Origin of the sequence: Hymenobacter edaphi, assembly GCF_003258365.1 — a bacterium.
Lineage (GTDB): Bacteria > Bacteroidota > Bacteroidia > Cytophagales > Hymenobacteraceae > Solirubrum > Solirubrum edaphi.
The window spans coordinates 160,555-186,008 of sequence record NZ_QHKM01000005.1; the positions used below are offsets into that span (position 1 = coordinate 160,555).

Sequence of the window (25,454 nt, forward strand, 5' to 3'; positions counted from 1 at the left end):
TTTAACAGCCAGTAATTTAACCATTGACCAACCCAACGTTCCACAAAATTAATGGAAGGTTTCACGGTGGTTTCTGCTATTTTTGATTTCACATCGGCTGGTAATTGGCCGATGGCCCTCAGAGTGAGTATGTCAGAGAAGCACGAAGAGAAACCGACCCCGACGCCGCTGGCCAAGCGCCGCGTGGGGGGCCTGGGTCGCGGGTTGAACGCCCTTATCGAGGGGAGCTACGAGAAAAAGAGCGAGCGGCTGGGCCTGGTGCCCCACCCCGCCAACTCCGTGGGGCTGATTCCGACCGACCAGATCGAGGCCAACCCTTACCAGCCGCGCACCCACTTCGACCAGGAGGCGCTGCAGGACCTGGCCGAGAGCATCAAGGTGCAGGGCATCATTCAGCCCGTGACGGTGCGCCAGACCGGCCCGGCCGCCTACCAGCTGATTTCGGGTGAGCGGCGCCTGCAGGCCTCGCGCCTGGCGGGCCTGGAGGCTATTCCGGCCTACATCCGCAAGGCCGACGACCAGCAAATGCTGGAAATGGCGCTGATTGAGAACATCCAGCGCGAAAACCTCAACGCCATCGAAATTGCCCTCAGCTACCAGCGCCTGGTGAGCGAGTGTAATCTGAAGCAGGAAGAGCTGGGCGACCGGGTGGGCAAAAACCGCTCGACCGTAACCAACTACCTGCGCTTGCTCAAGCTGCCGCCCGACATCCAGATCGGCCTGCGCGACAGTGTCATTTCGATGGGCCACGCCCGCGCCCTGCTCAGCGTCGACGACGCGGCGGCGCAGCTGAACCTGTTCCGGCGCATCGTGACGGAGGAAATGTCGGTGCGGCGGGTGGAGCAGCTGGTGCGCCAGGGCGTATCGGCCCCGGCGGCGAAAAACGACTCCGCGCCGGCGACGGACCAGCCGGTGGTGCAGGTAGCCGAAATCAAGCGGGCCGAGCGGCATTTGTCCGACCGATTCGGCTCGCGCGTACAAGTGAAACCCACGGCGCAGGGTCGGGGCGAGATTCGCATCAGCTTCGACTCGGCCGAGGACATGCACCGCATCATCAGCATACTGCAACCGGCGTAAGCGGCGTTGTGGGGAGCAATTATGAGCAACCCAAGTTTTAGTTGGCTTCGAACGGCCCCATTGCTGCCGGCAGTGGGGCTGTTTTGTCTGGCTGCCCCGGCGGCGCGGGCCCAGGCCGTCACGGCCGGCCCCGACTCGGTGCGGGTGCAGGCCGGGCCCACCGTGGCCGACTCGCTGCGCCGCAACCAGCGCCTGCTGGGCATGCGCGTGACGCGCCCGCAGAAAGCCGTGCTGCTGGCGGCTATGCTGCCCGGCGCCGGGCAGGTCTACAACCACAAGTACTGGAAGCTGCCGCTGGTGTACGGGGCGCTGGGCGGCACGGTAGCGGCCGAGGTGTTTTACTGGCAGCGCTACCGCGAGTTCAAGCGCGGCGTCGACGCCCGCCGCAACCGCCAAAACGGCCTCACCGGCCCCGAGTCCGTTGATACCGGCACGCGCTCCGGCGTGTACACGCAGGATGCCGCCGGCGATGCGCAGCAGTTCAATGCCCTGCGCTTTTACCGCAGCAACCGCGACGTGTTCTTCGCCTACATCGGCCTGGCCTACGGCGCGCAGATCCTCGACGCACTGGTGGACGCGCACCTGTACGACTTCGACGTGAGCGACAACCTCTCGCTGAACGTGCAGCCCTACGCCCTGCCGGTGCCCGGCAGCCCCTCGTTCGGGCTGGCCTTTACCTTTACTCCGCGCACGGCCGCGAAATCCGTCGTGCCGCGCCGCTTCTGACACCATGAACATTCTCCTGATTGGCTACGGCAAGATGGGCCGGGCCATTGAAGCCTTAGCCCTAAGCCGCGGACACCGGATTGCCGGCATCATCGACCCCTCGCACCCCGACGCGAAGCTGGAACAGTTCGGCCCGCACAACGCCGACGTGGCCATTGAGTTCACCCACCCCGACGCGGCCTTTGCCAACGTGCAGGCCTGCCTGCGCCAGGGGCTGCCGGTGGTGTGCGGCTCCACGGGCTGGCTGCACCACTTCGGCGAGGCCAGGACGTTGGCCAAGGAAAAGGGCGGGGCGCTGTTCTACGCCTCCAACTACAGCGTGGGCGTGAACCTGTTTTTCCACTTCAATGAGTACATCGCGGCCAAAATGCACCAGTTCGGCGGCTACGATGTGCAGGTGCGCGAAATTCACCACGTGCACAAGGTGGACCAGCCCAGCGGCACGGCTCTGACCACGGCCGAGGGCATCATGCGCCATTACTCCGAGAAGAAGAAGTGGCGCAATGACCCGGCCCAGGCCCCGGACGAGCTGGCCATCATTTCGGAGCGCCTGGCCGAAACCGTGGGCACGCACGTTGTCACGTACTCCTCGCCCGTCGACGTGCTGGAGCTGAAGCACGAGGCCCTCTCGCGCGAAGGCTTCGCCCACGGCGCGGTGCTGGCCGCCGAGTGGCTGCCCGGCAAGCAGGGCGTGTTCGGCATGAAGGACCTGCTGGGGTTGTAAAAAGTAACACGTGACACGTAACAAGTGACACGTGTTGAGTGGCGGGGAAGGGCCGTATTTTCGGACGCTTGCGCTGAAATTTGGTCAAGCCCCGTTATTCTTGCTGCCCCGTACCCGGCTGATACCTTTGTTTCAGCCGCCTTTTATTACCTCCAAACTTGTCACGTGTCACCTGTCACGTGTTACTCCAAGCTCCTCACCCCCGATGGCAGTTACTTTCTGGAAGAACAAGCCGGCCGAGCAGCCGACCAAACCCAAAGGCTTCTGGCGCGAGTGGGGCGACGCCATCCTCTTCGCGGTGGTGGCCGCCACACTTATCCGCTGGGCCACCTTCGAGGCCTACACCATCCCGACGCCCTCCATGGAGCACTCCCTGCTGGTGGGCGACTACCTGTTTGTGAGCAAGCTGCACTACGGCCCGCGCACGCCCCAGACGCCCCTGCAAGTGCCCCTGACGCACCAGACTCTGTGGGGCACGGGCATCAAGAGCTATTCCGACCTGATTCAGCTGCCTTCCTTCCGCCTGCCGGGCTTCTCCGAAATCAAGCGCGGCGACGTGGTGGTGTTCAACGTGCCCTTCGAGGACCAGCACCCGGCTGATTTGCGCACCAACTACATCAAGCGCTGCGTGGCCGTGGCCGGCGACGTGCTGGAAATTAAAAACCAGCTGGTGTTCATCAACGGCAAGGTGCAGCCCACGCCGGCTGAGTCGCAGACCAGCTACCGCCTCGACATTCCGCAGCCCGACGACGAGCTGAAAACGGCCTTCCAGGAGCACGGCGTGGTGAGCTACAACGACGCCGACGGTATTCCGACGCCCAACCCGATGTTTCCGACGCCCACCTACTTGGTGGACATGACCGCCACCACGGCCGCTTTCTTCAAGCAGCAATCCTACGTGCGCGGCCTGGAGCGCGAAACGGCCGAGGCCGGCAAAGGCGAAGTCGACGTGTTCCCGAACAACCCCGACTACCCGCACTCGGCCCCGACGCAGCTGGTGAACTGGAACCGCGACAACTACGGCCCGCTGCCGGTGCCCAAGAAGGGCCAGACGGTGCAGCTGACCGCGCAGAACATTCCGATGTACGAGAAGATCATCCTGCGCTACGAGCACAACGACAACATCACGCTCGGCATCGGGCAGATTCTGCAGAACGGCAAGCCGCTGACCAGCTACACCTTCAAGCAGAATTACTACTTCATGATGGGCGACAACCGCCACAACTCGCTGGACTCGCGCTACTGGGGCTTCGTGCCCGAGGACCACGTGGTGGGCAAGGCCGTGCTCATCTGGATGTCGGTGAACCCGAACGGGGGCGTCGGCGGCAAAATCCGCTGGAACCGTATCTTCAATACCATCAACTAGACCACGGATTCGACGGATTTTTGGCTACGCCGACCTTCGGTTCGGATTTCACGGATTTTGTGGACGATTGTCCAGGAAACAGCCCGGCCTTACGGTCGGGCTGTTTGCATTTGAGCTTCTTATCCCCACACCTCGGCTACAATGAAAAGAGCCCAAGCACTCAGGTTTCGGCTCTATGACCGTCCCCGAAATCCGTGAAATCCGTGGTCTACCAATTAATCGGCGCCTCGCCGTGTTCCTGCAGGTACTGATTGGTCTTGCTGAAGGGCTTGGAGCCGAAGAAGCCTTTGTCGGCGGCGTAAGGCGAGGGGTGGGCGGCTTTAAGCACGAGGTGCTTGCGCTGGTCGATGAGCTCGGCCTTTTTCTGGGCGTAGGCGCCCCAAAGAATGAACACCACATGCTCCTTCTGCTCGGAAATCTTGCGGATGACAGCGTCGGTAAACTCTTCCCAGCCGCGTTTCTGGTGCGAGCCGGCGGTGGCCGCGCGCACGGTGAGCGTGGCGTTGAGCAGCAGCACGCCCTGCTCGGCCCAGCGGTCCAGGTTGCCGTCGGGCGGGCGCGGGGTGCCCAGGTCGTCTTCCAGCTCCTTGAAGATGTTGATGAGCGAGGGAGGCGTGCGCACGCCGTGCTGCACCGAAAACGCCAGGCCGTGCGCCTGGCCTTTGCCATGGTACGGGTCCTGGCCGAGGATGACGACTTTCACCCGGTCGAAGGGCGCCGCGTCGAAGGCGTGGAAAATCTGATTGCCGGCCGGGTACACCGTCTGGGTGGCGTATTCCTGCCGGACAAACGCAATAAGCTCCTGAAAATAGGGCTTTTCAAACTCGGGCTGTAGCGCCTTGCGCCAGCTTTCTTCTATCTTTACACTCATGCCTCTTGGGGTGACGGAATGCAGTTCGGCGGGCCAAACGTAGCCGAGTGACGTACGTAAACCAAATCTGAAAGGCTGCTGTTAGCTCCATTCACACCTGTTGTCATTCCCGCGCCATGAACTCAACGACCACCCAGGGCGTCACCGTCAGCGTCTCGACCAACTACCTGTCGGAGTATTCCAGCCCCCAGCAAGAGCACTTCGTGTTTGCCTATAAAATCGACATTCGCAACCACAGCGAGTACACCGTGAAGCTGCTGCGCCGCCACTGGCACATCTTCGACGCCAACGGTGTGGTGCGCGAGGTGGAGGGCGAGGGCGTGGTGGGCCAGCAGCCCACCCTGGAGCCCGGCGACGGGCACCAGTACGTGTCGGGCTGTAACCTGAAGACCGGCATCGGCAAGATGCGCGGCACTTACCTGATGGAGCGCGTGGCCGACGGCCGTACCTTCGAGGTCGAGATTCCCGAGTTTACCCTCGTGGTACCGTTCCGACTGAATTAACTGGCTACATGGCCAAACGGCTGAATGGTTAAATGGCTGGTTGTTCAACGACTTCGCGTGAACAACCAGCCATTTAACCATTCAGCCGTTTAACAACCCTCTTCCCTTGCTTCAGCAGGCACTGCGCTACTTCCGCTACTGGCTTCGCTCGGGGAATGCACACGGGCTGCATTCCCCGTTTGTTTTTTCCCTCTACCTCGACGTCGTCTGCCACACCGGCGCGTTTTACCCCTTCGATAACATCGAGGCCCGCCGCGACGCACTACTTGCCGACCCGCGCCGCCTGCGCATCACCGACTACGGTGCGGGCTCCCAGACCGGCGCCGGCCGCGAGCGGGCCGTGCGCACCGTGGCCCGGCACGCGGCCAAGCCCGCCCGGCTGGCGCAGCTCTTGTTTCGGCTCGTCAACTACCGCCGGCCGCGCACCGTGCTGGAGCTGGGTACCTCGCTGGGCCTGACCACGGCCTACCTGGCTGCAGCCTCCTCGCAGGCCCGGGTGCTCACCTTGGAGGGCTGCCCCGAAACCGCCGCTGTGGCCCGGGAAACCTTTGGGCAGCTGGGCCTGCAGAACGTGGAGCTGATCGAAGGCAACTTCGACCACACGCTGCCGGCCACCCTGGCTCAGCTCACGCAGCCGCTGGACTTCGCCTTTTTCGACGGCAACCACCGCTACGAGCCCACGCTGCGCTACCTGGAGCAGTGCCTGCCCTACGCTGCCGAGGAGTCGGTGTTCGTGTTCGACGACATTCACTGGTCCGGCGAGATGGAGCAGGCCTGGGAGGCCATCAAAGCCCACCCGGCCGTGACGACGACCGTGGACCTGTTCTTTATCGGGTTGGTGTTCTTCCGCAAGAACGCGCCCAAGCAGCATTTCACGCTGCGCATCGAAGGCCGCGGGCTGGGGGTGTAGCGAAGCCGCCGGTGAACCGGCAGTCGTTGCGAGCGAACCGAAGGTCGACGTCGTCAAGCGCGGCAACCTTTCCTCCCGCAGCACCGCCGAGCCAATACCTACCAACCGAGAACGGCCCCGCCCGAAACCACAGATGATGGTTTTCGGGCGGGGCCGGTTTTTAGCTTCTGCCCATTGGGCCGTTGTGCCGAAAGATTGCCACGGCTGCGCCTCGCAATGACAGCGGGGTGAACCGCGGCCGCTGCCTACAACGGCGACTGGGCTAGCGCACGGCTTCGCGGATGCGGGTAAGGCGCTCCAGCAGCTTTTCCAGGCGGTCGAGCTGCAGCATGTTGGCGCCGTCGGATTTGGCGGTGGCGGGCGTGGGGTGCGTTTCGATGAAGAGGCCATCGGCGCCGGCGGCAATGGCGGCGCTGGCAATGGTCTGGATCATTTCGGGCTTGCCGCCGGTCACGCCGCTGCTCTGGTTGGGCTGCTGCAAGGAGTGCGTCACATCCATCACCACCGGCACGCCGAAGCTTTGCATGGCCGGAATATTCAGGAAATCGACCACCAGATCGGTGTAGCCGAAGCTGTTGCCGCGGTCGGTGAGGATAACGTGCGGATTGCCCGACTGCTTGACCTTGTCGACGGCAAAGCCCATGGCCGCGCCCGAGAGGAACTGGCCTTTCTTGATGTTGACCACCTTGCCGGTTTCAGCGGCGGCTACCAGCAGCTCGGTCTGGCGGCACAGGAAGGCCGGAATCTGCAGCACGTCGACATACTCGGCGGCCAAGGCGGCTTCGCTCGATTCGTGGATGTCCGTGACGGTGGGCACGCCGATTTCGCGGCCCACTTTCTGCAGAATCTTCAGCGCCGTCTCGTCGCCGATGCCAGTGAAGGAGTCGATGCGGGAGCGGTTGGCCTTGCGGTAGGAGCCCTTGAAGACGTAGGGAATCTGCAGGCGGTCGGTGAGGCGGCGCACCTGCTCGGCAATGCGCAGGGCCATGTCTTCGCCCTCGATGACGCAGGGCCCGGCCATCAAAAAGAACTGACCGGAGTTGGTGTTGCGGAAGTGCGGCAGCGCGGCGGCGAGGGAATCAAGCATGGGAATCGGGCGCGGTTGGAAGAAGCGCCGGGCAAAGGTCGGGATGTAGCGCGAAGTTTCACTTCGCGTACCGCGGACGATGACGTTGGACCGACAGTCGTTCAGACGTGTCGTTCGACGATACGCGAACTGAAAGTTCGCGCTACTTGCGTCGCAGGCTGATGAACAGCTCCCGCCCCTGCCGCGGCTTGATAGAATTGTGGGCCGCCTCGAAGTGCAGAAACTCGAAATACGGGGCGAACAGCTGGCGGTACTCGTCGCGGGTGCCGCCGAAGGGCGGCCCGTCGCCGGGGCCCACGGGGCCGTCGAACAGCAGGCCGACCAGCTTGCCGCCGGGGCGCAGCAGCTCGGCGCACTTGCGGGCGTAAGCGGGACGCAACGACGGATCGAGGGCGCAAAAAAACGTCTGCTCCACGATGAGGTCGAACGCGCCGGTCAGCTGGAAGAAGTCGGCCTGCAGCAGGTGGGCGGCGGGAAAGCCGGGGACGCGCTGCTGCAGGGCCAGCAGGGGCTCGGCGGCGAAGTCGGCCACGAACACCTGGGGCCAGCCGGCTTGGTGCAGGTACTCAGCTTCGTAGGCGCGGCCGGCGCCGGGAATGAGGATGCGGCGCGCATCGGGCGGGCCGAGCTGGGCGAAGTAAGCACGCAGCGGCTCGGTGATGCAGCCGGCGTCCCAGGGGTCCTGGCCGGTGGCGTAGCGGGCGGCCCAGTAGGCGGCGTCGAAATTGGACTCGGGCATAGGGAAAACCGGGCAGCGCGGGGCGCGTAAAGTTGCCCGCCTAACTTATCCGTGTATTTTTGGCGTAAAGGTAACGTTGTGGCCGGGCCCCGGTCGGCCCGGCTTCATTCACTTTTCCCCCGCTTTATGGAACAACAACAAGCTCCCGAACGCCGCAATAACAACCGCTGGCTGCTGCTGGCGGCTCTGGTGCTCGTGCTTGTCGGCATCAACGGCATCCTCTTCTACATGAACCAGCAGAAGACGAAGCAGAACGAGCAGCTGGCCGCCGACATCAAGGTGAAAGACACCAAGCTGGAGGAACAGATCAAGCAGTACGAAACCCTGAAGGCCGATTTTGAGCGCCAAAGCCAGGAGCTGCAGAGCATGGGCCTGGCCAATGACTCGCTGGAATCCAAAATTGCCTCCGTCAACGCCGACCTGCTGAAGCTGCGCTCCTTCCGCGCCAGCTCCTTCTCGGTGGCCGATCAGAAACGCTTTCAGCAGCGCGCCCAGAACTTCGAGCGGCAGCTGCGCCAGAAAGACGACGAAATCGTGCAGCTGAAGAAGGATAACGAGATGCTGTTCACCGAAACGCAAACCCTGAAGGAGCGGCAGAACAAGCTCACGGACACCATCGGCACCATTGCGCGCACCAACCAGGAGCTGAGCGAGAAAGTGGCCATTGCCTCGCGCCTGCGGGCCGACAACATCCGCATCGGCGTCATCAACCGCCGCAACAAGGAGGACGACGACGACAACAACGAGTTCAAGGCCAAGAAGGTGGAGAAGATCAAAGTGACCTTCAACCTGGCTCAGAACGACGTGGCCCCCAAGGAAACCAAGCAGATCATGATGCGCCTGCTCGAGCCCGACGGCGCGGCTCTCTACAACCTGAGCACCGGCGGCGGCACCTTCCTCATCGACGGCAACGAAGCCTTTTACACCGCCAAGCAGGAGCTGGTGTACGACAACACCCGCCAGGGCGTGCAGTTCGTCTACGCCAAGGGCACCGAATACAAAACCGGCCAGCACACCGTGGAGCTGTACGCCGACGGCTACCTGATCGGCAAAACCACCTTCACGCTGAAGTAGACCACGGATTCAGCGGATTTATTCGGATTACACGGATTTCGTAGGCGAATAAACCGCCAACCACAGCAGGCAAAAAGCCCCGCCGGACTCATCCGGCGGGGCTTTTTATTGAAATAGAATTTCGTTGCTGACGCCTGGCTCCCCCTCTCCTTTTTCGGAGAGGGGGCCGGGGGGTGAGGGCTACGCCGGCTGCCCCTCCCGTACGCGGGCCTCGAAGGCTTCCAGCTTGGCAATGGTAGCTTTGATGTCCTCGGTGAAAATGGTGATGACCGAACCTTCCTTGGCCGTTTCGAGCACGTAATCGATGGCATCGGGCTCGTTGTCGATGTAGGTGATGGGCAGGTCGGGCTTGTCCAGCGTGAGGCCCTGGCGCATGAGGGCTTCAATCTCGGCGGCGGTTTTACCGCGCAGGTCGCGGTCCTGGCGCAGCACCACCTCGTCGAAGATGCGGCCGGCCACCCGGGCGTAGTCGATGGTGTCCTGGTCGCGCCGGTCGCCGAGGCCCGACACGATGCCGACCTTGTGCGTGGCGGGCGTGGCGTCCATAAACTCGGCGTACTTCTCGATGCCGTGGGTATTGTGGGCGTAGTCGACCACCACCTCGAAAGTGGGGAAGCGGAAGATGTTCATGCGGCCCGGCGTCTTGGCGGCCGAGGGCACGAAGGTGCGCAGCGCGGTCTTGATGTCGTCCTTGTCGAAGCCGTAGCAGTAGGCGGCCAGCGACGCGGCCAGGGCGTTTTCGATGTTGAAGCGGGCCCGCCCGCCGAAGGTAATCGGTAGCTCCACGGCCCGGTCGATGCGCAGCTTGTAGCTGTTGCGGTAGATGCTCAGGTAGCCTTCCTCGTACACCGCGGCTAGGCCGCCGGCCTCCACGTGCTCCCGGATGCGGGGCGAGTGTTCGTCCATGCTGAAGAGGGCCACGTTGCAGTCCAGCCGCTCGCGCATGGCGTAGGTCAGGTCGTTGTCGGCGTTGAGCACGGCCCAGCCGCCCTTCCGCACGGTGCGCGGGAGCACGCCCTTCACCTCGGCCATTTCCTCCACGGTGTGGATGTCCTTCAGGCCCAGGTGGTCGGCGGCCACGTTAGTCACCACGGCCACGTCGCAGGAGTGGAAGCCCAGACCCGAGCGCAGCATGCCGCCGCGGGCGGTTTCGAGCACGGCGAAGTTCACCGTCGGGTCTTTCAGCACGAATTCCGCGCTCTGCGCCCCGGTACAGTCACCGCTCTGCAGCTGCCGGCCCTGAATGTAGATGCCCGAGGTAGTGGTGTTGCCCACTTTGTAACCCTTGGAGGCCACAATGTGCGCCAGCAGCAGCGTGGTGGTGGTTTTGCCGTTGGTGCCCGTCACGGCGAAGATGGGAATGCGCGCCGTGGCGCCCTGCGGAAACAGCATGTCGACCACCGGGGCGGCCACGTTGCGCGGCAGCCCTTCGGCCGGCGAAATGTGCATGCGGAAGCCTGGGGCGGCATTCACCTCGATGACGGCCCCGCGGGTTTCGTTCAGGGGAATGGCAATGTCGGTGGTCAGCACGTCGATGCCGCAGATGTCGAGGCCGATGATGCCGGCCACGCGCTCGGCCATGAGCAGGTTGTAGGGGTGAATCAGGTCGGTCACGTCGGTGGCCGTGCCGCCGGTGCTGATGTTGGCCGTGCTCTTCAGGTACAGCTCCTCCCCGGCCGGCAGCACCGACTTAGGCGTCAGCTCCCGGGCCTTCAGAATCTGCTGGCTGTGCTTGTCGAGCTTGATTTGCGTCAGCACCTTTTCGTGGCCCACGCCCCGGCGTGGGTCCTTGTTCACCTCGTCGATGAGTTGCTGAATGGTGCTGCTGCCGTCGCCCACGACGCAGGCCGGAGTGCGCTTGGCGGCAGCCACCAGCTTGCCGTTGATGACGAGCAGGCGGAAGTCGAAGCCCTCGATGAACTGCTCCACGATAACCGCGCGCGAATACACCTGGGCCGCTTTCAGGCCGGCCTGGGCCTCTTTCCAGTTCTTGATGTTGATGGTGGCGCCCTTGCCGTGGTTGCCGTCGAGGGGCTTGGTCACGATGGGGTAGCCCAGTTCCTCCACCGCGTCCTTGAGGCCCTCCACCGAGTACACGGTGGTGCCGCGGGGCACGGGCACGCCGGCCGCTTTCAGCATGCGCTTCGTGCGGTTCTTGTTGCCGGCAATTTCGACGGCGGCGTGCGAGGTGTTCGACGAGGTGGTGGCCCAGATGCGCTTCTGATTCACCCCGTAGCCCAGCTGAATGATGTTGGAGCCTTCCAGCTGGATGTAGGGAATGCAGCGCGAGGCCGCTTCGGCCACGATGCTCCAGGTGCTCGGCCCGAAGAACTCCTCCTCCCGGATTTCGTGCAGCTCGTCGACAATGGCTTTGAGGTCGTACTTCTCCCGGCGCAGCAGCTTGCTCACCAGCTCCACGGCGGCCTCGGCGGCCACGCGGCCGGCGCGCTCTTCCTGGTACTCAAACAGCACGATTTCCTGGCCTTCGTCGTAGGCCGGGCGGGTTTTGCCCCAGGTCAGCGGCATGCCGGCCAGGCGCTGCAACTCCAGCGCCACCTGCTGCACCACGTGGCCCCACGGCTCCCCGTCCGAGAGTTGCTCCAGGGTCAGGGGCGGGTGCTTGGCGTTGTCGCGCGGGTTGAGGCTCCGGGTTTGCTCCAGGCCGGGCAGCAGCTTGAGCAGACGCGCCGGAAATCCTTTGGCAGCGTTGCTCCAGGTGCCGGCCAGGTCTTCCAGGTCCAGTTTCAGCACGATGAGTTTGCGGTGCTTAACAGACCAGTAGCTCGGGCCGCGCATGGTGCGCAGGTCAACGATTTTCATATAAGGAGGTGGTGTTGAGGAAGGGGAGGAAACGAGTGCCCGCTTCTACGGGCCGGGTGTGGCGAAGGATATGGCCGAAAGCGGCGTAAAAGGCGTTTTCGGCGGGTTTTGGGGCAAACTAGTCGACCCCGCTTCAAATTAGGCGGTGCGCGGCAATAAGCCTAATAACTTGGGCGCTTACGGTTGAGCTTGGCGCCCATTCGGCCCGGCCCGGCGGCCGCGGCCGGCCCCAACTCCCTCAAAATATGCAAAAGCTCCCCTAATTACTGCCAGTTTATCAGGCACTTATCCGGCGCCCGGTTGGTTGTGTACGCAGGGTGCTGAAAAGCACCTTGTTTGGAATAAGGAGAAAAGCCGCCGCCCCTTGGGCTGCGGCTTTTTTCCGTTCAGGCCCCGAGCACCGCGCCGAAAAAATATTTCAACGCCCGCAATCCAGACCCCAAGCGGGCTCCGTAAGTCTGAGCGTCCGGCCCAAGCCGGCACGCTAGGTTTGCCCAAAGCCCCCGCTCCTTGAGTCGGGGCTTTATGCGTTTTGGGGCTTTTCCGGTCGATGGGCTACTCCTACTGGCACGTCAGGCAGAACGGCAGCACCCCAACGCCCCGAACTGAAAAAATTATTTTCGGGCGGGCTGTAACCTTCGCCGCGAAGGACGGTGTCCACATCCAGAAAGCCACCCCTCCTCCCCCGCTGCTGCACTTTGGACACGCTTACGGATAACGCGCTCATGCTCCGGGTCAAGGCCGGGGAAGTGGACCGGATGGGCCTGCTGTTCGAGCGGTACCACCGCAAGCTGTTCCAATTTCTCTACCACATGCTGGGCCGGGCCGAGGCCAGCGAGGATCTGGTGCAGACGGTGTTTTACCGCATGCTCAAGTACCGCCACACCTACACCGGGGAGGGCGAATTCCGCAGCTGGATGTACCACCTGGCCCGCAACGTGCTGGCCGACCACCTGAAGCAGAACCGCCACGCCAGCCGCCACCACGACGTGGCCCCGCTGGCCGAAACCATCCCCGGCGGCCCCCGGGCCGATGAGCGGCTGCAGCAGGAGCAGGAAGTGGCCACCCTGCACCGGGCCCTGGCCCGCCTCAGCGCTGACCACCGCGAGGTGCTGCTGCTGAGCCGGTTTCAGGAGCTGAAGTACGCCGAAATAGCCCGCGTGCTCGACGTATCCGAAGGCGCCGTGAAGGTGCGCGTGCACCGCGCCATGCACGAGCTGAAGGCTATGTATCTGAAAATCGAAAACTGACGGGAAGCCATGCGTTGCGAACAAGTCCAGGAGCAATTGCTCGATTACCTGCACCACCAGCTCAGTCCGCCCGAGCAACTGGTGCTCGACGCCCACCTCGCCCACTGCCCCGACTGCCAGGCCGAACTCGAAAGCACCCGGCAGCTGTGGCTGACCTTGGGCCAGCTGCCCACGCCCGAGCCCAGTGAGCAGCTGCGGCCCAACTTCTACGCCATGCTGGCCGAGTACAAGGAAGCGTCGAAACCATCGGCGGCCCGGATCTGGCTGACGCAGGCCCGGGGCTGGCTGCGGGAGTGGCTCACGCCGCAGTTTGCGGCCCGGGTGGCCTACAACCTCTGCCTGCTGCTGGTGGGCATTGCCGGCGGCTACTGGCTGGCGCGGCCGCAGCCGGTGGCCCCGGCCACGGCCAGCCAGCAGGAGCTGGCCCAGCTCACCCGGCAGGTGCAGGACATGCGCCAGGTGCTGCTGCTCTCGCTTATCGAAGCACCTTCGGCCACCGAGCGGCTGCGGGCGGTGGGCTACACCAAGGAACTCAGCCAGGCCAACCCCCGGGTGGTGGAAGCCCTGCTGAGCACGCTCAACCACGACGACAACGTGAACGTGCGCCTGGCCACTCTTGAAGCCCTGGCCCAGCTGGCGCCCAACGAGCCGGCCGTGCGCCAAGGCCTGGTGCGCGCCCTCACCCGGCAGGATTCGCCGCTGGTGCAGTCGGCCCTGGCCGACGTGATGGTGCAGCTGCAGGAAAAACGCTCGGTGCCGCCGCTGCGCCGCCTGCTGCGCCAGCCCGACCTCAACGAGGCCGTCAAAGCCAAAATCCAGGAAAGCATCAAGTCCCTTTCTCCCGACGCCCAAACCCATGAAACGTTCTTTCTTGCCCGCCCTGCTCACCCTGCTGAGCTTAGCATGTAGCACCCAGTGCCAGGCCCAGAGCCGCACCGAAGGCGCCCACCGCGCCGAAGAGAAAATCAGCAAGCAGTTCCGCCTCAGCGCCGACGCGGCCCGCAGCACCCTGGCCGTGTACAACATCATCGGCTCGGTGACGGTGCAGGGCTACAGCGGCAACGAGGTGCTGGTGGAAGCCACCAAGACCATCAAAGCCGAATCGGCGCAGACCTTGGAAACCGGTAAGCAGGAAGCCCAGCTCGGCTTTCTGCAGCGCAACGACAGCGTCGTCGTGTACCTGGCCGGGCCTCACGACTCGCGCCCCAACCGCGGCCACCACCGCAACGAGCAGCGCGAAAAACCCGGCTACACCTTCCAGTTCGACTTCGTCATCAAAGTGCCCGCGGCCATGAACCTGCACGTGGCCACCGTGACGGACGGCAAGGTGCTGGTGCAAGACGTGAGCGGCGGCAAGCTCGACGCCTACAACGTGAACGGGGCCGTGAGCCTGCAGAACGTGCGCGGCACCACCACGGCCCGCACCGTCAACGGCAACGTGGACGCCGTGTACAGCGGCAGCCCGACGGGCCCTTGTTCCTACCACACCATCAACGGGCAGCTCAACGTGACTTACCCGCGCGACGTGGCCGCCGACGTGCACTTCAAAACCATGCACGGCGAGCTGTACACCGACTTTCCGGAAGCTGAATTACGCCCCGTGCAGGTCAGCCAGAGCCGGCAGGCCGCGGCCGGCGGCACCAAATACAAACTTTCCAAAGACCGGGTCATGCGCCTGGGCCAGGGCGGCAAGGACTTCCGCTTCGAAACCCTCAACGGCGACGTGACCATCAAACAGCAACCCCGATGAAGCGTTCTGCTCCACTCCCCTTCCTGATTCGCTACGCCGGGCGGCGTTCCGTGCTGATTTTACTACTGGCCCTGCTCGGTGCGGCTGGCGCGGCCCGGGCCCAGTCGAAAAACGCCGGCAACGAGCAGCTCGCCGTGGCGCTGAGTGCGCCCGGCAAGCCCGGCGTGCTGCACGTGAAGCTGATCGGCGGCTCCATCAGCGTGACCGGCTACAACGGCAAGGACGTGCTGATCGAGGCCGAGGGCGGTGCCCGCCGCCCGCCCCGCGGCCCGGCGCCCGAAGGCCTGCGCCGCGTCGATACCGGCTCGAACCTGGATTTGACGGCCGAGGAAAAAGACAACCACGTGTACGTGAAGGTGCCGCCCGGCAACCGTACCGTGAACCTGACCATCAAAGTGCCGCAGCGGTTTTCCCTGCGCATCGGCACGGTGCAGGATGGCGACATCACCGTCAGCAACGTGGACGGTGAGCTGGAAATCAACAACGTCAACGGCGGCATTGCCCTCACGCAGGTGGCCGGCTCGGCGGTGGCCAACACCGTTAACGGCCCCATCACCGCCAGCTTCCGCGAGGTGACGGCCGGCGCCCCCATGGCCTTTTCCACCGTCAACGGCAAAGTCGACCTCTCGCTGCCGGCCAAAACCAAGGCCTCGCTTAAGCTGAAGTCGGATTTTGGCGAGGTGTACAGCGACTTTGAGCTGGTGACGGAGCAGAAGCAGGCCAAAACCGCCCGCAACGCCAACGGCCTTTACCGCCTCAACGTGGACGAGTGGACCCACAGCAAGCTCAACGGCGGCGGGGCCGAAATCCTGCTCAAGTCCCTGCAGGGCGACATCTACATCCGCCGCGCCAAGTAGCGCCGTGCAGGCAGCGCCTAAGAGCAGCGTGTCGCGCGCCCCGGCCCCCTGGTCGGGGCGCGTTGCGTTATGGCCCGTTCGCTGTGCCCCGGCTGCCGAGGCTCCTGGCCCGGCCAGGCCAGGCGCCTCGACAAGCCGCAACACCGCTCAGCCGGGCGCCAACGCAGTGCCGCCATCGTGCGTATTTGCGGTGCTTACCTGCTTCCCCAATGCCCACCACCCCCGCTTCCGTTTACTTTCACAACAGCCTGGCCACAGTCTCTTACCACGCCAACGGCTACGTTTGCCTGCAGTGGACCGACGTGCCCATCGAAGAAGAGACCTTGCGCGCCCTGTACGCCCACACGCTTAACGCCCTGCAACACTACCACACCGGCAAACTGCTCACCGACCAGCGTCGGCGGCAGCCCCTGCCCGCCGACGCCCAGCGCTGGATTGTGGAGCAATGGATTCCGATGGCCATCCGCACGGCCGGCTACCGCCGCTGCGCCATTGTGGAGAGCGAGCTGCCCGGCGCGGCCGTGGCGGCCCGCGCCGTGGGCAGCGCCCTACAGGTCCCGCTGGCTTTTCACTACTTCACCGATGCCGCCCCGGCGGCCGAGTGGCTCACGGCGCAGTAGCGCCGCCGCCGGCGGCACATACAAGCCTCAAAACGCAAAATGCCCCGCAGTAACAACTGCGGGGCATTTTTATGCAGAGGTGACGAGCGGATTCGAACCGCTGTAGGAGGTTTTGCAGACCTCTACCTAGCCACTCGGTCACGTCACCTTGAGGAGCCTTAGGGCCGCAAACATACGGCATCTTGCGCGTTTCCCAAACTTCAGGCCCCGAGTTTGCGCTGCGGCTTGGGTAAGCCGTTGGTTTCGTGCGGGAAAAAATCAGCGCTGCGGCCACAAAAAAGCCCCCGACCTTGCGGCCGGGGGCTTCTTCTTACCTCCGAGAGGCCAGACGCGGCGGATTAAGCCTTGTCTTTCGTCTCGTCAGCGTTTTCGTCCGACGAAGTCAGGTCCTTCACTTTCTCAGTGATGGTGTCCACCACGTCGCCAGCTACTTCCTTGGCTTTGTCCACCACGGCCGAAGCGGCGTCGGCGAGCGAGTTCAGCAGACCACCTTCGGCGGGAGCAGCTTCCTCGGCGGGAGCGGCTTCAGCTTTGGCAGCCGGCTTGGCGGGGGTGCTCAGCTTCTGCTCAGCAGCCTCACGCTCGTTGCCCATCATCCGGTCACGCAGGGCGCTCAGCGCGTCCAGGTCACCCAGGGTCGACTTCTCGGCTTTCTTCAGGTCGGCCGCTTTGCCTTCACCCTGCGCAGCCCCGGCGTTGCCGCCGGCCGGCTTCTTCTTGGTGAACTTGGCCATGCGGTTGTCCTCGTCCTGCTGGCCCTGGCCGTAGGTGGCCGAGTGCGACAGCACGATGCGACGGTCGTCCTTCGAGAATTCCACTACGCGGAAGTCCAGCGACTCGCCCACTTCCGGCGAACCGCCGTCAGCTTTGGCCAGCGACTTGGGGTACGCGAAGCCTTCGATGCCGTAGGGCAGCTCGAGCACCGCACCGCGGTCGGTTTTCTCGGTGATGGTCGCCTTGTGGGTCGAGCCGGGGGTGAACACCGTCTGGAACGTATCCCAAGGGTTTTCTTCCAGCTGCTTGTGGCCCAGGGCCAGACGACGGTTGGCTACGTCCAGCTCCAGCACTACCACGTCCAGACGGTCGCCCACCTTCACCATTTCGGAGGGGTGTTTCACCTTCTTGGTCCACGACAGGTCGGATACGTGCACGAGGCCGTCGACACCTTCTTCCAGCTCCACGAACAGGCCGAAGTTGGTCAGGTTGCGCACCAGGCCGTTGTGCTTGGTACCCACGGCGTACTTCGAACCGAAGTCCGAACGCGTCCACGGGTCTTCGCTCAGCTGCTTGATACCCAAGCTCATCTTACGGTCTTCGCGGTCGAGGGTCAGGATCTGAGCCTCTACTACGTCGCCCTGCTTGATGAAGTCCTGCGGGTTGCGCAGGTGCTGGCTCCACGACATTTCCGATACGTGGATCAGGCCCTCAACGCCGGGTACAATCTCCATGAACGCGCCGTAGTCGGCCACGTTCACGATGCGACCCTGCACTTTGGAGCCGGGCTGCAGGTCTTGCGGCAGCGAATCCCACGGATGCGGGGTCAGCTGCTTCAGGCCCAGCGAGATGCGCTTCTTGGCTTCATCGAAGTCCAGAACAACCACGTTCAGCTTCTGGTCCAGCTGCAGCACTTCGCTCGGGTGGGCGATGCGGCCCCACGAGATGTCGGTGATGTGCAGCAGGCCGTCGACGCCGCCCAGGTCGATGAACACGCCGAAGTTGGTCATGTTCTTGATAACGCCCTCGAGGATCTGGCCTTTCTCCAGGTTGTTGAGGATGGCTTCGCGCTGCTTCTCGAGGTCTTTCTCGATCAGGACTTTGTGCGAAACTACCACGTTGTCGAAAGCGGCGTTGATTTTCACCACTTTCACTTCCATGCGGCGGCCGACGTAGATGTCGAAGTCGCGGATGGGCTTCACGTCGATCTGCGAGCCGGGCAGGAAGGCTTCTACGCCGTCCAGCTCCATGATCAGGCCGCCCTTGGTGCGACGCTTCACGACGCCTTCCAGGATGGTGTCATTTTCCAGCGCGTCGTAGATGGCTTTCCAGGCTTGCTTGATCTTCGCCTTCTTGCGCGAGAGGATCAGCTGGCCGTTGGCATCTTCCTGGTCTTCGATGAAGACTTCTACTTCGTCGCCGGGCTTCAGGTCGGTCAGGTCGCGGAATTCCGAGCGCGGAACCAGGCCGTCCGATTTGAAGCCGATGTTCACGATTACGTCGCGGTCATTAACCGAAACCACCGTGCCTTTCACGACTTGCTCCTCCTCAACGGTGGTGAGCGTACCGGCGTACATTTCTTCGAGACGGGCGCGCTCCTCTTTCGAGTAGATGCCACCGAAGCTGTTGGCTCCGACGTTGTCCCAATCGAAGTTGTCTACTACTTCTGCCATGATATTGCAGTTGGCCCTCGTGTACACGTCCGGCGCAGGGCCCGCCTCCGGAACGCGTTTTTTATTGATTACCAGCGCCGAAGCGCCGTTCCGCCACCTTGGCGGGCCGCAAAGATACGGGTTTTGGAGGAGGAATAAAAAGCTAATTGCCTAAGAACCAACATACCTTTAGTCGCATCAAAGGAGGCGTATTCTATGGCATACCACGAAGAGTGGGCGGCGATTGAAGCTCGATTAAAGAGTATTCAGCCAGTCCAGCCAGCCGTTGATTACATCCGTGACGGGGTAGTCAACCTTGAGCTTTGGCGGAGACAACAAATCCGCCCCCTATTTATTGGCAAAGAGGCCTATGGCAAAAACGGTTGGTCAATAGCCAACGAACTGGCTAACAGACCAAGTGATTTTTGCCGTAAATCCCCTCGCAGTTGGCGCAAAACTTCCTACATCAGCTATGCTTTACAAAACCGCATCGTCAATTATTCTGAAATATATCCTATCCGCAATTCTCAAAAAGTAGCGGAAGCATTACGAACCATTGCTTTTATCAATGTCGGCAAAATTGCTGGCGGCAAAGTCACTCCAGGCCCAAGGCTAGCGGAGTTGTATCGACAGAACCGCACTTTATTGCACGAGCAGATTGCCCTTTGCCAACCCAATATCATCATTGGGTGGAACACGCTTTCGTACTTTGAGAAAGACTCCGACTTTCTGAAGAAAATCGGGCTTCCATCGGGGCCGAGGCAGTCTTTAGGCAGTGTAGACTACTGGTTTGCTGGCAGCAAATTATTTATAGACACATATCATCCGGCGTCATTTAAAATTAAGCAGCAGCAATACGTAGGTGACATTCTTCAAGTGGTCAAAATCAATCAGAACGCACTCAATCTTGATCTGCCAACGGGTAACTTGTAAGGGCGTGTTTAGGATTTTGAGGGTGGGTCCTGCTGAGCTTATCGAAGCATGGCGTTCTGGAGACACTTGCAGCAAAATCCAAACACGCGCTAAACCGCTTCGATTTTAATCAACAAGAAGCACCGTAACATTTGCTACGGCGCTTCTTGTTGGGTATCCAGGAGTATTACCCCAGCACCGGCTGGGGTGCACCCTTGAACTTCCGGTACTTGCCCAGCAGCCGCCCCACCCGATACGTGGCCGGAATGACGACCCGCTTGACGAAGCCGGGAATGTCGGTCATGTCGTACTCGCGGGCGTAGCGGGTCATCAGGTAGGCGGCGTCGAACTGCTCGGGGCGGTGCTGGCCGGACTTCACCTGGGCGTCGTAGATGGCGGAGAGGAAGAACACGATGGTGTGGGCGGGCTTGATCCAGCCGGTGCAGCGCAGCAGCTCGTCGCCGGCGTTCCAGAAGCGGTGGGGCGTGCCGCGCCGGAACAGCACCGTGTCGCCGGGGCCGGCGTACTGGGTGGGCTGGCCCGGCAGCTGGTAGGCCAGCCGGCCTTCGGCCACGGTCAGGCACTCGTCCTGCAGCCAGTGGGTGTGCATGGGCGGGCCCTGGCCGGGCGTCACGGCATTTTCCACGATTAGCCGGTCCCCGTCGGGCTCGGGCTGCAGGCGCAGGAAGGTCAGCGTCTCGCCCAGGCCATTCTCGATGGTATGGGGATAGGTCGGGTTGGGGAGCTTGGGCAGGTTGGTTTTCATAGCGGTAGGCAGAAAGCGGGTTGACAGCAGGTTAATGACTGAGTTCGGGGCGCAGCTCGGCGGCCGACCAAGTCTTGGCGGGCGTTTCGGTGGCAGGCTGAGTTGGGGCGCTGAGCAGGCGGTGCGTGCGCAGGAAGCCCAGGATAATGCCCACCGTAATGGCCAGGCGCGGGTAATTGGCCATTTGCCACTCGCGGGCCATGGTCGTCACTGTCTCAGCGTCGACGCCGTTCGGGGAGGGAACGAACAACACTAGGTTGCGGGGCATGAAGTAGACGAGGGTGAAGACCTCGTTCAGCACCAGGCCCGCCAGCACCAGCAGCAGCAAGCGGCGCACGGCCGCCCCCTGGTTCCAGAGCAGCGCGGTGGCGGCCCCCAGGCTCAGGATGGTGAGCGGCATCAGCGCCTGAAAGAAGTAGCCGGCGTGTGAGACGCGGAAAAACTGCTGGTAGGCCTGCAGCTCCTGGGCGGGGTTGGTCGACCAGTTGGGCACTTCGGCAATCAGCTGGTAGAGGCTGCCGCCCAGCACGGCGCCGCAGCTGATGAATGCCAGCGAGAAGAGGGTGTAGCCCAGGCGGCGGCGCAGGGACGGGGCGGGAGTGGTTTTCATAGCCTTTGTGGGAGTTGGTTGATGTACCCCAAAGGTCTGGCACCCGCCGGCTGGCTACTTGTACGTAACGGACATCTTACATCACGTCGGCGAACAGGTGGCCCGGCAAATGGCTTTTGCGGCGGCGGTACTCGCGGGGCGCGAGGTGGGCGAAGCTGCGGAAGGTCTTGCTGAAGTGAGCCTGGTCGGTGAACTGGCAGGCGTGGGCAATTTCCGTCAGCGAGAGTTCGGGGCGGTGCATCAGCTCGATGGCCTGCCGGTATTTCTGGTAAAGCAGGGTCTGCTCGGCGTTCATGCCCGTCAGGGCCTGCAGCCGGCGCGAGAGGTGGCGCGGTGAGTAACAAAGCTGGTCGGCCAGGGCGGGCACCGTCAGGGCCGGGGCGGCGGGGCTGCTCAGGTACTGGTTCAGCAGCCGCTCCTGAGCCGTGAGGGCGGGCCGGCGCGGCAGCAGCCAGCGCTGCACCAGCGTTACCCGTTCGGCAAAGCTGGCCGGCGCCATCAGCTGCTCCCACAGCTCCAGCAGCGGGGCGTGAACCAGCGTCAGGTCCAGGCACTGATTCACGAAATCGGCGGCTCCCAGGCGGAAAAGGCTCACCGCGGCGGTGGGGTTCAGCACCATGCCGAACAGGGTGTGCCGCCGGGGCATCCAGGTCTGGACGGGCACCGAGTGGAAGCCGCTCAGAAAGCAGCGCGGCAGCTGAAAGGCCCGCGCGTCGATGCGGGCCGTCACCGGCTCCTGGTCGTTGAGGTTAAAGATGACCTCGACCAGGCCCTTGGGAATGATGGTTTCGTGGGCCCGGGCCGCGGCCTGCCGCTCCAGCTGCCAGCAGTAGCGCAGCGCGTCGTGCAGCGGGGAATCGGGCGGCAGGTGGTAGGCGTGCTCCATAGCATCGGGCGGGCAGCGTCGGGGCCGGCGCTTACTACAAAATAACCCAAATCGAGCTTCACAAACTACCACATAACCATGTGACGGGCCGGCACAAAAAAACGGCCGACGCAGGCGCCGGCCGTTTGAAAACCCAGCAAGCTGACCGGTTACGCCCGGCCCATCTGCCGCAGGAACAGCACGTGCGACAACACGGCCGAGCGCATGCGCGGAAACTCGTTGTAGGCCACGTCGAATTCCTGGCACACCTGCTTGATAATCTTGTTGATGGCCGGGTAATGCACGTGCGAAATCTTGGGAAACAGGTGGTGCTCCACCTGGAAGTTCAGCCCGCCCACCAGCCAGCTGATGACGCGGTTCTGGGTGGCGAAGTTGGCCGTGGTCTTGATCTGGTGAATGGCCCACTCGTCGTCCATCTTGGAGGTGGCCTCGTTGGGCATGGGGAAGGCGGTGTGCTCCACAGTGTGGGCCAGCTGAAACACCAAACTCAGCACGAAGCCGGCCACGCAGGTAACGGTGGCAAAGCCCACCAGCCAGGGCAGAAAGCCGAGCATGTAAATGGGCAGGGCCACGTACGTCACCAGGTTCAGCACCTTGAAGCCCCAAAACACCAGATGGTCGCTCAGGGCCATTTTCTTCAGCTCCACGCTCCCAATTTTCTGCTTGAAGTACTTCTGGTAGTCCATCACGAAAATCCAGGAGATGTAGAGCATGCAGTACAGGAACCAGAAGTACAGGTGCTGAAAGCGGTGCAGACGGTAGCGCTTCTGGGTGGTGCTCAGGCGCATCCAGGGCTGCACGTCGATGTCGTCGTCGATGCCGTCGATGTTGGTGTAGGCGTGATGCACCACGTTGTGCTTCATGTTCCACATAAAGGACGAGCCGCCGAGCACGTTCAGGGTGAAGGCAGCAAAGTGGTTCAGCCACTTGTGGCGCGAAAAGGAGCCGTGGGCCCCGTCGTGCATCACGTTGAAGCCGATGGCGGCAATAAAGCCGCCGAGCAGCACGGCTTCGAGCAGGGCAAAGACCACGGGCGGAGTGAAGAACACCAGGTGCACGTATAGCGCGGCGGCGCCCAGCAGCAGCAGCACGGCCTTGGAAAGCAGGCCCGAGCTGCCGGCGGTGGATTTGCCCGTTTCTTCGAAATGGAGGCTGATGCGGCGTTTAAGCTCGGCGTGGAAGGACCGCGAGGCGGCGAATTTGGGGAGTGACATTCGGCAAGGATGATGCGCCCCGGGGCCGTGAAGCGCCGAAGCCGGGCCGAAGAACCCCTCCGACGATAGGTAGCAGCTCCAGCGGCAGCGTTTCTGCCGCGAGTTACACTTATTCCAACGGCGCGGTAGGTGGTCTGGTTCAGCGGCCCGGGCCGACCGGAGCGCCGCTGCCCGAAAAGGTGCCAGCCCGGCCTTTCAGCCCGGTTTATCCCCTGCAAGTATTTTTTAGCACCCCGGAGCAAATCCAACCTGCCGCGGCAAAGTGTCACGCCGGCTTCAGCCCGGCTGGCTACCCTTCGTCAACCGTGGTCGTGTGGGTTATGGGAAAACCCGCTGCCTGCAGCGCCTCTTTGACGGCGGGCCACTCCGGCTCGGCGCCGGTAGCTGAAGCCACCACGGCCTCGCCGGGCGCCACGCGGTCGACGAGCAGCTGGTGCTGCTGCAGCAGCGTCCGCACCGTTACCAGACTGGCGTCGTTGGTCATGGCGGGCAGGGCGAGGTGGTAGCGAACGAGCTGGGTGTTGTTGGCGGTGGACTCGGGGGTAGTCATGGCGGGGAGTGAGTAGCGTAACCAAACCGGGCGTGCGGCTTACCCCTTCCAATACTGCCCTGACGTCAGACGGTTATTGTCCAGCTGCCAGGCAAGGGCCCCAAACCTGGTTCAGGCCGATGAAGCCTAAAGCGCCTGCCGCCACAGCAAAGCCTGGTGAAGTCCTATGCTGCCGAGCCCCATTGCGGCCATCGACCCGACTACGTACAACCGGGGCCCGATCAGTCCTTGCTGCTTCCGGTTGCGGACGACCAAGTCAAGGTTTTTGATTAGGACAAGAACGAAGTTGAATAAGAATACCCGGGGCAGGAGGCCCACGCCGTGTTGCTCCGCGGAGCTGCCGACGATAAAATCCAGGGCTACTACCGAGAAGTTGGCAACAAGGCCCAGGCCGGCATTGTAGAGCAGGGTTTTCTTGAGCGGCTAGCGCAGCCAATCGGCATGCCCATACCACAGCCAGGTACTCAGAACAAAAGGCGCTGCTATCCAAATAGGGCCCAACAGCAGCAACACCAAAAACGGCGACCATAAAATGATGGTGTTGCGCTTGCGCTGGCCCGGGGTGAGTGTGAGCATAGGGGCCGCGAGGGTTGAGCCTAAGGCAACGACGCAGCGGCGTATCACGCAACACTGCCGGCGGGCCCGCGTCTTCACGACGCGCAGTCCACCGGCAGCCCGCCTTTTCCCCCGTTTCAGCCTCCGATAATCGTGTTCAGGTCCAGGGCCGATATTTTCCGGGTACAGCCGCTTGTCCTGCCCGGCCACCTGGTGACACTGCGCTGCCAACCTACCTGCGCAGCTTGATTGCGGACGGACGGGCGCGGGCTGAACCGTCGGCAGCCGTAGCCCGCGCTACGCGGCGCTATACCGGCTCGGCCGGCACGGCCTGTCCCGTCACCAGCGCGGTGTAGCGGCGGGCCAGGGCGGCCCCCAGGGTATCGGCGAAGGGCGTGTCGAACACCAGGTCGTCGATGGCGGCCACGCCGACTACCTCGGCGGCGGTGCCCGTCATGAAGGCGCCGGTGGCCGTGCGCAGCTCCTCGGGGCGGAAAAAGGTTTCCGTCACGCGGATGCCGGCTTCGCGGGCCAGGTCGATGATGGTGTTGCGGGTGATGCCGCGCAGGATGCTGCCGGCGGGCGGCGTAAACAGCTCCCCGTCGCGCTCAAAGAAGAAGTTGGCGCCCGGTCCCTCGGCCACGTTGCCGTGCATATCGAGCAGCAGGGCCTCGTCGAAGCCGCGGCTTTTGGCCTCGGTGCTGGCAATGATGGAGTTGGCGTAGTGCCCCGCCACCTTGGCCTCGATGGGCACGGCCTTGGGGTTGGGCCGCTCGTAGGGCGAGATGGTGAGGCGCAGCGACTGGTCGCCGAGGTACTTGCCCCAGTCCCATACGGCCATCAGCAGGTTGCCGGCGGGCGGGCACTTCAGGCTCATGTTGGGCGCGCCGGCAAAGGCCAGCGGGCGGATGTAGGCGTCCTGCAGCTGGTTCAGCTCCAGCAGCCGGTAGCTGATTTCGGTCAGCTCCTCCACCGAATAGCTGAGCGGCAGCCCGATGGCCTGGCAGGAGTAGTGAAACCGCTCGAAATGCTCCCGCGGCTTGAAAATGCGGGTGCCCGCCGGCGTGTGGTAGGCCCGGATGCCCTCGAACACGGCGTAGCCGTAGTGCAGCGACTGGGCGTAGGCGCCGACGGTGGCCTGCTCGGCCGGGATAAACTCGCCGTCGAGAAAGGCGACGGTGTGGCTGGTGAAGTACATCGAACAGAGCGAAAAGGGCGGGC

25 protein-coding genes and 1 tRNA gene are annotated in these 25,454 nt (G+C 63.1%); 13 read left to right on the forward strand and 13 right to left on the reverse strand.

The features are described from left to right. Window positions 1-129: 129 nt before the first annotated feature. The 4 genes from DLM85_RS16650 to lepB all read left to right on the forward strand — a co-directional run bounded on the left by DLM85_RS16650 (window position 130) and on the right by lepB (window position 3,893). Window positions 130-1,077, forward strand: a complete 948-nt coding sequence (locus DLM85_RS16650; protein ID WP_111479252.1) for a ParB/RepB/Spo0J family partition protein — start codon at window positions 130-132, stop codon at window positions 1,075-1,077. A 72-nt stretch (window positions 1,078-1,149) separates the two neighbouring features. Continuing rightward, window positions 1,150-1,803, forward strand: a complete 654-nt coding sequence (locus DLM85_RS16655) for a DUF5683 domain-containing protein (RefSeq protein ID WP_133257111.1) — start codon at window positions 1,150-1,152, stop codon at window positions 1,801-1,803. A gap of 4 nt (window positions 1,804-1,807) precedes the next feature. Beyond that, window positions 1,808-2,527 (forward strand): 4-hydroxy-tetrahydrodipicolinate reductase, encoded by a 720-nt coding sequence (gene dapB, locus DLM85_RS16660; RefSeq protein WP_111479254.1) that lies wholly within the window; start codon window positions 1,808-1,810, stop codon window positions 2,525-2,527. 205 nt (window positions 2,528-2,732) lie between these two features. Beyond that, a complete protein-coding gene (gene lepB / locus DLM85_RS16665) occupies window positions 2,733-3,893 on the forward strand; it encodes a signal peptidase I (protein ID WP_111479255.1) in 1,161 nt (386 codons plus the stop codon). A gap of 208 nt (window positions 3,894-4,101) precedes the next feature. Here the strand turns inward: lepB and DLM85_RS16670 are convergent, their stop codons facing one another. Further along, window positions 4,102-4,764 carry a uracil-DNA glycosylase gene (locus DLM85_RS16670; RefSeq protein WP_111479256.1) on the reverse strand — a complete coding sequence of 221 codons (663 nt, stop codon included), beginning with the start codon at window positions 4,762-4,764 and terminating at the stop codon, window positions 4,102-4,104. 116 nt (window positions 4,765-4,880) lie between these two features. On the opposite strand from DLM85_RS16670, the gene apaG reads away from it, so the two are divergent. Beyond that, entirely contained in the window at window positions 4,881-5,267 is a 387-nt protein-coding gene (apaG, locus tag DLM85_RS16675; RefSeq protein WP_111479257.1) for a Co2+/Mg2+ efflux protein ApaG, read from the forward strand. Window positions 5,268-5,373: 106 nt separating this feature from the next. Further along, window positions 5,374-6,177: an O-methyltransferase gene (locus tag DLM85_RS16680; protein ID WP_111479258.1), complete on the forward strand. Its 804-nt coding sequence runs from the start codon at window positions 5,374-5,376 to the stop codon at window positions 6,175-6,177. A 262-nt stretch (window positions 6,178-6,439) separates the two neighbouring features. Here DLM85_RS16680 and kdsA read toward each other — a convergent pair whose 3' ends face one another. Together kdsA and DLM85_RS16690 are read right to left on the reverse strand one after the other, a co-directional pair. Further along, a complete protein-coding gene (gene kdsA, locus DLM85_RS16685; protein ID WP_111479259.1) occupies window positions 6,440-7,264 on the reverse strand; it encodes a 3-deoxy-8-phosphooctulonate synthase in 825 nt (274 codons plus the stop codon). Between the two features lie 142 nt (window positions 7,265-7,406). After that, the gene (locus tag DLM85_RS16690; protein WP_111479260.1) at window positions 7,407-8,003 is read right to left on the reverse strand and encodes a methyltransferase domain-containing protein; all 597 of its coding nucleotides are present in this window, start codon (window positions 8,001-8,003) and stop codon (window positions 7,407-7,409) included. Between the two features lie 126 nt (window positions 8,004-8,129). On the opposite strand from DLM85_RS16690, the gene DLM85_RS16695 reads away from it, so the two are divergent. Next, the gene (locus DLM85_RS16695) at window positions 8,130-9,077 is read left to right on the forward strand and encodes a hypothetical protein (protein WP_111479261.1); all 948 of its coding nucleotides are present in this window, start codon (window positions 8,130-8,132) and stop codon (window positions 9,075-9,077) included. A 180-nt stretch (window positions 9,078-9,257) separates the two neighbouring features. Here DLM85_RS16695 and cphA read toward each other — a convergent pair whose 3' ends face one another. Beyond that, a complete protein-coding gene (cphA, locus tag DLM85_RS16700; RefSeq protein ID WP_111479262.1) occupies window positions 9,258-11,897 on the reverse strand; it encodes a cyanophycin synthetase in 2,640 nt (879 codons plus the stop codon). Between the two features lie 725 nt (window positions 11,898-12,622). Between cphA and DLM85_RS16705 the strand changes: the two genes are divergently transcribed. The 5 genes from DLM85_RS16705 (at window position 12,623) to DLM85_RS16725 (ending at window position 16,374) form a co-directional block, all read left to right on the forward strand. Continuing rightward, window positions 12,623-13,147, forward strand: coding sequence for an RNA polymerase sigma factor (locus tag DLM85_RS16705; RefSeq protein ID WP_111479263.1), 525 nt, complete (start codon window positions 12,623-12,625; stop codon window positions 13,145-13,147). Window positions 13,148-13,156: 9 nt separating this feature from the next. After that, entirely contained in the window at window positions 13,157-14,056 is a 900-nt protein-coding gene (locus DLM85_RS16710) for a zf-HC2 domain-containing protein (RefSeq protein WP_111479264.1), read from the forward strand. Continuing rightward, a complete protein-coding gene (locus tag DLM85_RS16715) occupies window positions 14,004-14,897 on the forward strand; it encodes a DUF4097 family beta strand repeat-containing protein (protein WP_133257112.1) in 894 nt (297 codons plus the stop codon). Before DLM85_RS16710 ends, DLM85_RS16715 begins: the two co-directional genes overlap by 53 nt. Continuing rightward, window positions 14,894-15,754, forward strand: a complete 861-nt coding sequence (locus DLM85_RS16720) for a DUF4097 family beta strand repeat-containing protein (RefSeq protein WP_111479266.1) — start codon at window positions 14,894-14,896, stop codon at window positions 15,752-15,754. The genes DLM85_RS16715 and DLM85_RS16720 overlap by 4 nt, the downstream gene beginning before the upstream one ends. A gap of 209 nt (window positions 15,755-15,963) precedes the next feature. Then, window positions 15,964-16,374 carry a hypothetical protein gene (locus DLM85_RS16725; protein WP_111479267.1) on the forward strand — a complete coding sequence of 137 codons (411 nt, stop codon included), beginning with the start codon at window positions 15,964-15,966 and terminating at the stop codon, window positions 16,372-16,374. A 77-nt stretch (window positions 16,375-16,451) separates the two neighbouring features. On the opposite strand, the gene DLM85_RS16730 is transcribed toward DLM85_RS16725, so the two are convergent. Continuing rightward, window positions 16,452-16,522, reverse strand: a tRNA-Cys gene (locus DLM85_RS16730). A gap of 190 nt (window positions 16,523-16,712) precedes the next feature. Then, on the reverse strand, window positions 16,713-18,761 hold the full coding sequence (rpsA, locus tag DLM85_RS16735) for a 30S ribosomal protein S1 (protein WP_111479268.1): 2,049 nt from the start codon (window positions 18,759-18,761) through the stop codon (window positions 16,713-16,715). A 195-nt stretch (window positions 18,762-18,956) separates the two neighbouring features. On the opposite strand from rpsA, the gene DLM85_RS25120 reads away from it, so the two are divergent. Beyond that, window positions 18,957-19,673 (forward strand): hypothetical protein, encoded by a 717-nt coding sequence (locus tag DLM85_RS25120; RefSeq protein WP_133257113.1) that lies wholly within the window; start codon window positions 18,957-18,959, stop codon window positions 19,671-19,673. A gap of 166 nt (window positions 19,674-19,839) precedes the next feature. Here DLM85_RS25120 and DLM85_RS16745 read toward each other — a convergent pair whose 3' ends face one another. The 7 genes from DLM85_RS16745 to DLM85_RS16775 form a co-directional block, all read right to left on the reverse strand. Further along, the gene (locus DLM85_RS16745) at window positions 19,840-20,418 is read right to left on the reverse strand and encodes a cupin domain-containing protein (RefSeq protein ID WP_111479270.1); all 579 of its coding nucleotides are present in this window, start codon (window positions 20,416-20,418) and stop codon (window positions 19,840-19,842) included. Window positions 20,419-20,449: 31 nt separating this feature from the next. After that, window positions 20,450-21,028, reverse strand: coding sequence for a DUF1772 domain-containing protein (locus DLM85_RS16750; protein ID WP_111479271.1), 579 nt, complete (start codon window positions 21,026-21,028; stop codon window positions 20,450-20,452). Window positions 21,029-21,104: 76 nt separating this feature from the next. Continuing rightward, the gene (locus DLM85_RS16755; RefSeq protein WP_111479272.1) at window positions 21,105-21,914 is read right to left on the reverse strand and encodes a helix-turn-helix transcriptional regulator; all 810 of its coding nucleotides are present in this window, start codon (window positions 21,912-21,914) and stop codon (window positions 21,105-21,107) included. Between the two features lie 149 nt (window positions 21,915-22,063). Then, complete coding sequence (locus tag DLM85_RS16760; protein ID WP_111479273.1) at window positions 22,064-23,128, reverse strand: fatty acid desaturase family protein; 1,065 nt, start codon at window positions 23,126-23,128, stop codon at window positions 22,064-22,066. A gap of 289 nt (window positions 23,129-23,417) precedes the next feature. Continuing rightward, entirely contained in the window at window positions 23,418-23,678 is a 261-nt protein-coding gene (locus DLM85_RS16765) for a hypothetical protein (protein ID WP_111479274.1), read from the reverse strand. 423 nt (window positions 23,679-24,101) lie between these two features. Beyond that, on the reverse strand, window positions 24,102-24,254 hold the full coding sequence (locus DLM85_RS25535) for a hypothetical protein (protein ID WP_165822175.1): 153 nt from the start codon (window positions 24,252-24,254) through the stop codon (window positions 24,102-24,104). 286 nt (window positions 24,255-24,540) lie between these two features. Next, complete coding sequence (locus DLM85_RS16775) at window positions 24,541-25,431, reverse strand: branched-chain amino acid transaminase (RefSeq protein ID WP_111479276.1); 891 nt, start codon at window positions 25,429-25,431, stop codon at window positions 24,541-24,543. Window positions 25,432-25,454 lie beyond the last annotated feature (23 nt).

Bases quoted from the DNA above. Each gene is read 5' to 3' on its own strand.
- DLM85_RS16690 (WP_111479260.1), bottom strand. From the start codon at position 8,003: ATGCCCGAGTCCAATTTCGACGCCGCCTACTGGGCCGCCCGCTACGCC.
- DLM85_RS16710 (WP_111479264.1), top strand. From the start codon at position 13,157: ATGCGTTGCGAACAAGTCCAGGAGCAATTGCTCGATTACCTGCACCAC.
- lepB (WP_111479255.1), top strand. From the start codon at position 2,733: ATGGCAGTTACTTTCTGGAAGAACAAGCCGGCCGAGCAGCCGACCAAA.
- DLM85_RS16775 (WP_111479276.1), bottom strand. From the start codon at position 25,431: ATGTACTTCACCAGCCACACCGTCGCCTTTCTCGACGGCGAGTTTATC.
- DLM85_RS16725 (WP_111479267.1), top strand. From the start codon at position 15,964: ATGCCCACCACCCCCGCTTCCGTTTACTTTCACAACAGCCTGGCCACA.
- dapB (WP_111479254.1), top strand. From the start codon at position 1,808: ATGAACATTCTCCTGATTGGCTACGGCAAGATGGGCCGGGCCATTGAA.
- kdsA (WP_111479259.1), bottom strand. From the start codon at position 7,264: ATGCTTGATTCCCTCGCCGCCGCGCTGCCGCACTTCCGCAACACCAAC.
- DLM85_RS25120 (WP_133257113.1), top strand. From the start codon at position 18,957: ATGGCATACCACGAAGAGTGGGCGGCGATTGAAGCTCGATTAAAGAGT.
- DLM85_RS16745 (WP_111479270.1), bottom strand. From the start codon at position 20,418: ATGAAAACCAACCTGCCCAAGCTCCCCAACCCGACCTATCCCCATACC.
- DLM85_RS16650 (WP_111479252.1), top strand. From the start codon at position 130: ATGTCAGAGAAGCACGAAGAGAAACCGACCCCGACGCCGCTGGCCAAG.
- DLM85_RS16750 (WP_111479271.1), bottom strand. From the start codon at position 21,028: ATGAAAACCACTCCCGCCCCGTCCCTGCGCCGCCGCCTGGGCTACACC.
- DLM85_RS16715 (WP_133257112.1), top strand. From the start codon at position 14,004: ATGAAACGTTCTTTCTTGCCCGCCCTGCTCACCCTGCTGAGCTTAGCA.
- DLM85_RS16705 (WP_111479263.1), top strand. From the start codon at position 12,623: ATGCTCCGGGTCAAGGCCGGGGAAGTGGACCGGATGGGCCTGCTGTTC.
- apaG (WP_111479257.1), top strand. From the start codon at position 4,881: ATGAACTCAACGACCACCCAGGGCGTCACCGTCAGCGTCTCGACCAAC.
- cphA (WP_111479262.1), bottom strand. From the start codon at position 11,897: ATGAAAATCGTTGACCTGCGCACCATGCGCGGCCCGAGCTACTGGTCT.
- DLM85_RS25535 (WP_165822175.1), bottom strand. From the start codon at position 24,254: ATGCTCACACTCACCCCGGGCCAGCGCAAGCGCAACACCATCATTTTA.
- DLM85_RS16765 (WP_111479274.1), bottom strand. From the start codon at position 23,678: ATGACTACCCCCGAGTCCACCGCCAACAACACCCAGCTCGTTCGCTAC.
- DLM85_RS16760 (WP_111479273.1), bottom strand. From the start codon at position 23,128: ATGTCACTCCCCAAATTCGCCGCCTCGCGGTCCTTCCACGCCGAGCTT.
- DLM85_RS16670 (WP_111479256.1), bottom strand. From the start codon at position 4,764: ATGAGTGTAAAGATAGAAGAAAGCTGGCGCAAGGCGCTACAGCCCGAG.
- DLM85_RS16720 (WP_111479266.1), top strand. From the start codon at position 14,894: ATGAAGCGTTCTGCTCCACTCCCCTTCCTGATTCGCTACGCCGGGCGG.
- rpsA (WP_111479268.1), bottom strand. From the start codon at position 18,761: ATGGCAGAAGTAGTAGACAACTTCGATTGGGACAACGTCGGAGCCAAC.
- DLM85_RS16755 (WP_111479272.1), bottom strand. From the start codon at position 21,914: ATGGAGCACGCCTACCACCTGCCGCCCGATTCCCCGCTGCACGACGCG.
- DLM85_RS16695 (WP_111479261.1), top strand. From the start codon at position 8,130: ATGGAACAACAACAAGCTCCCGAACGCCGCAATAACAACCGCTGGCTG.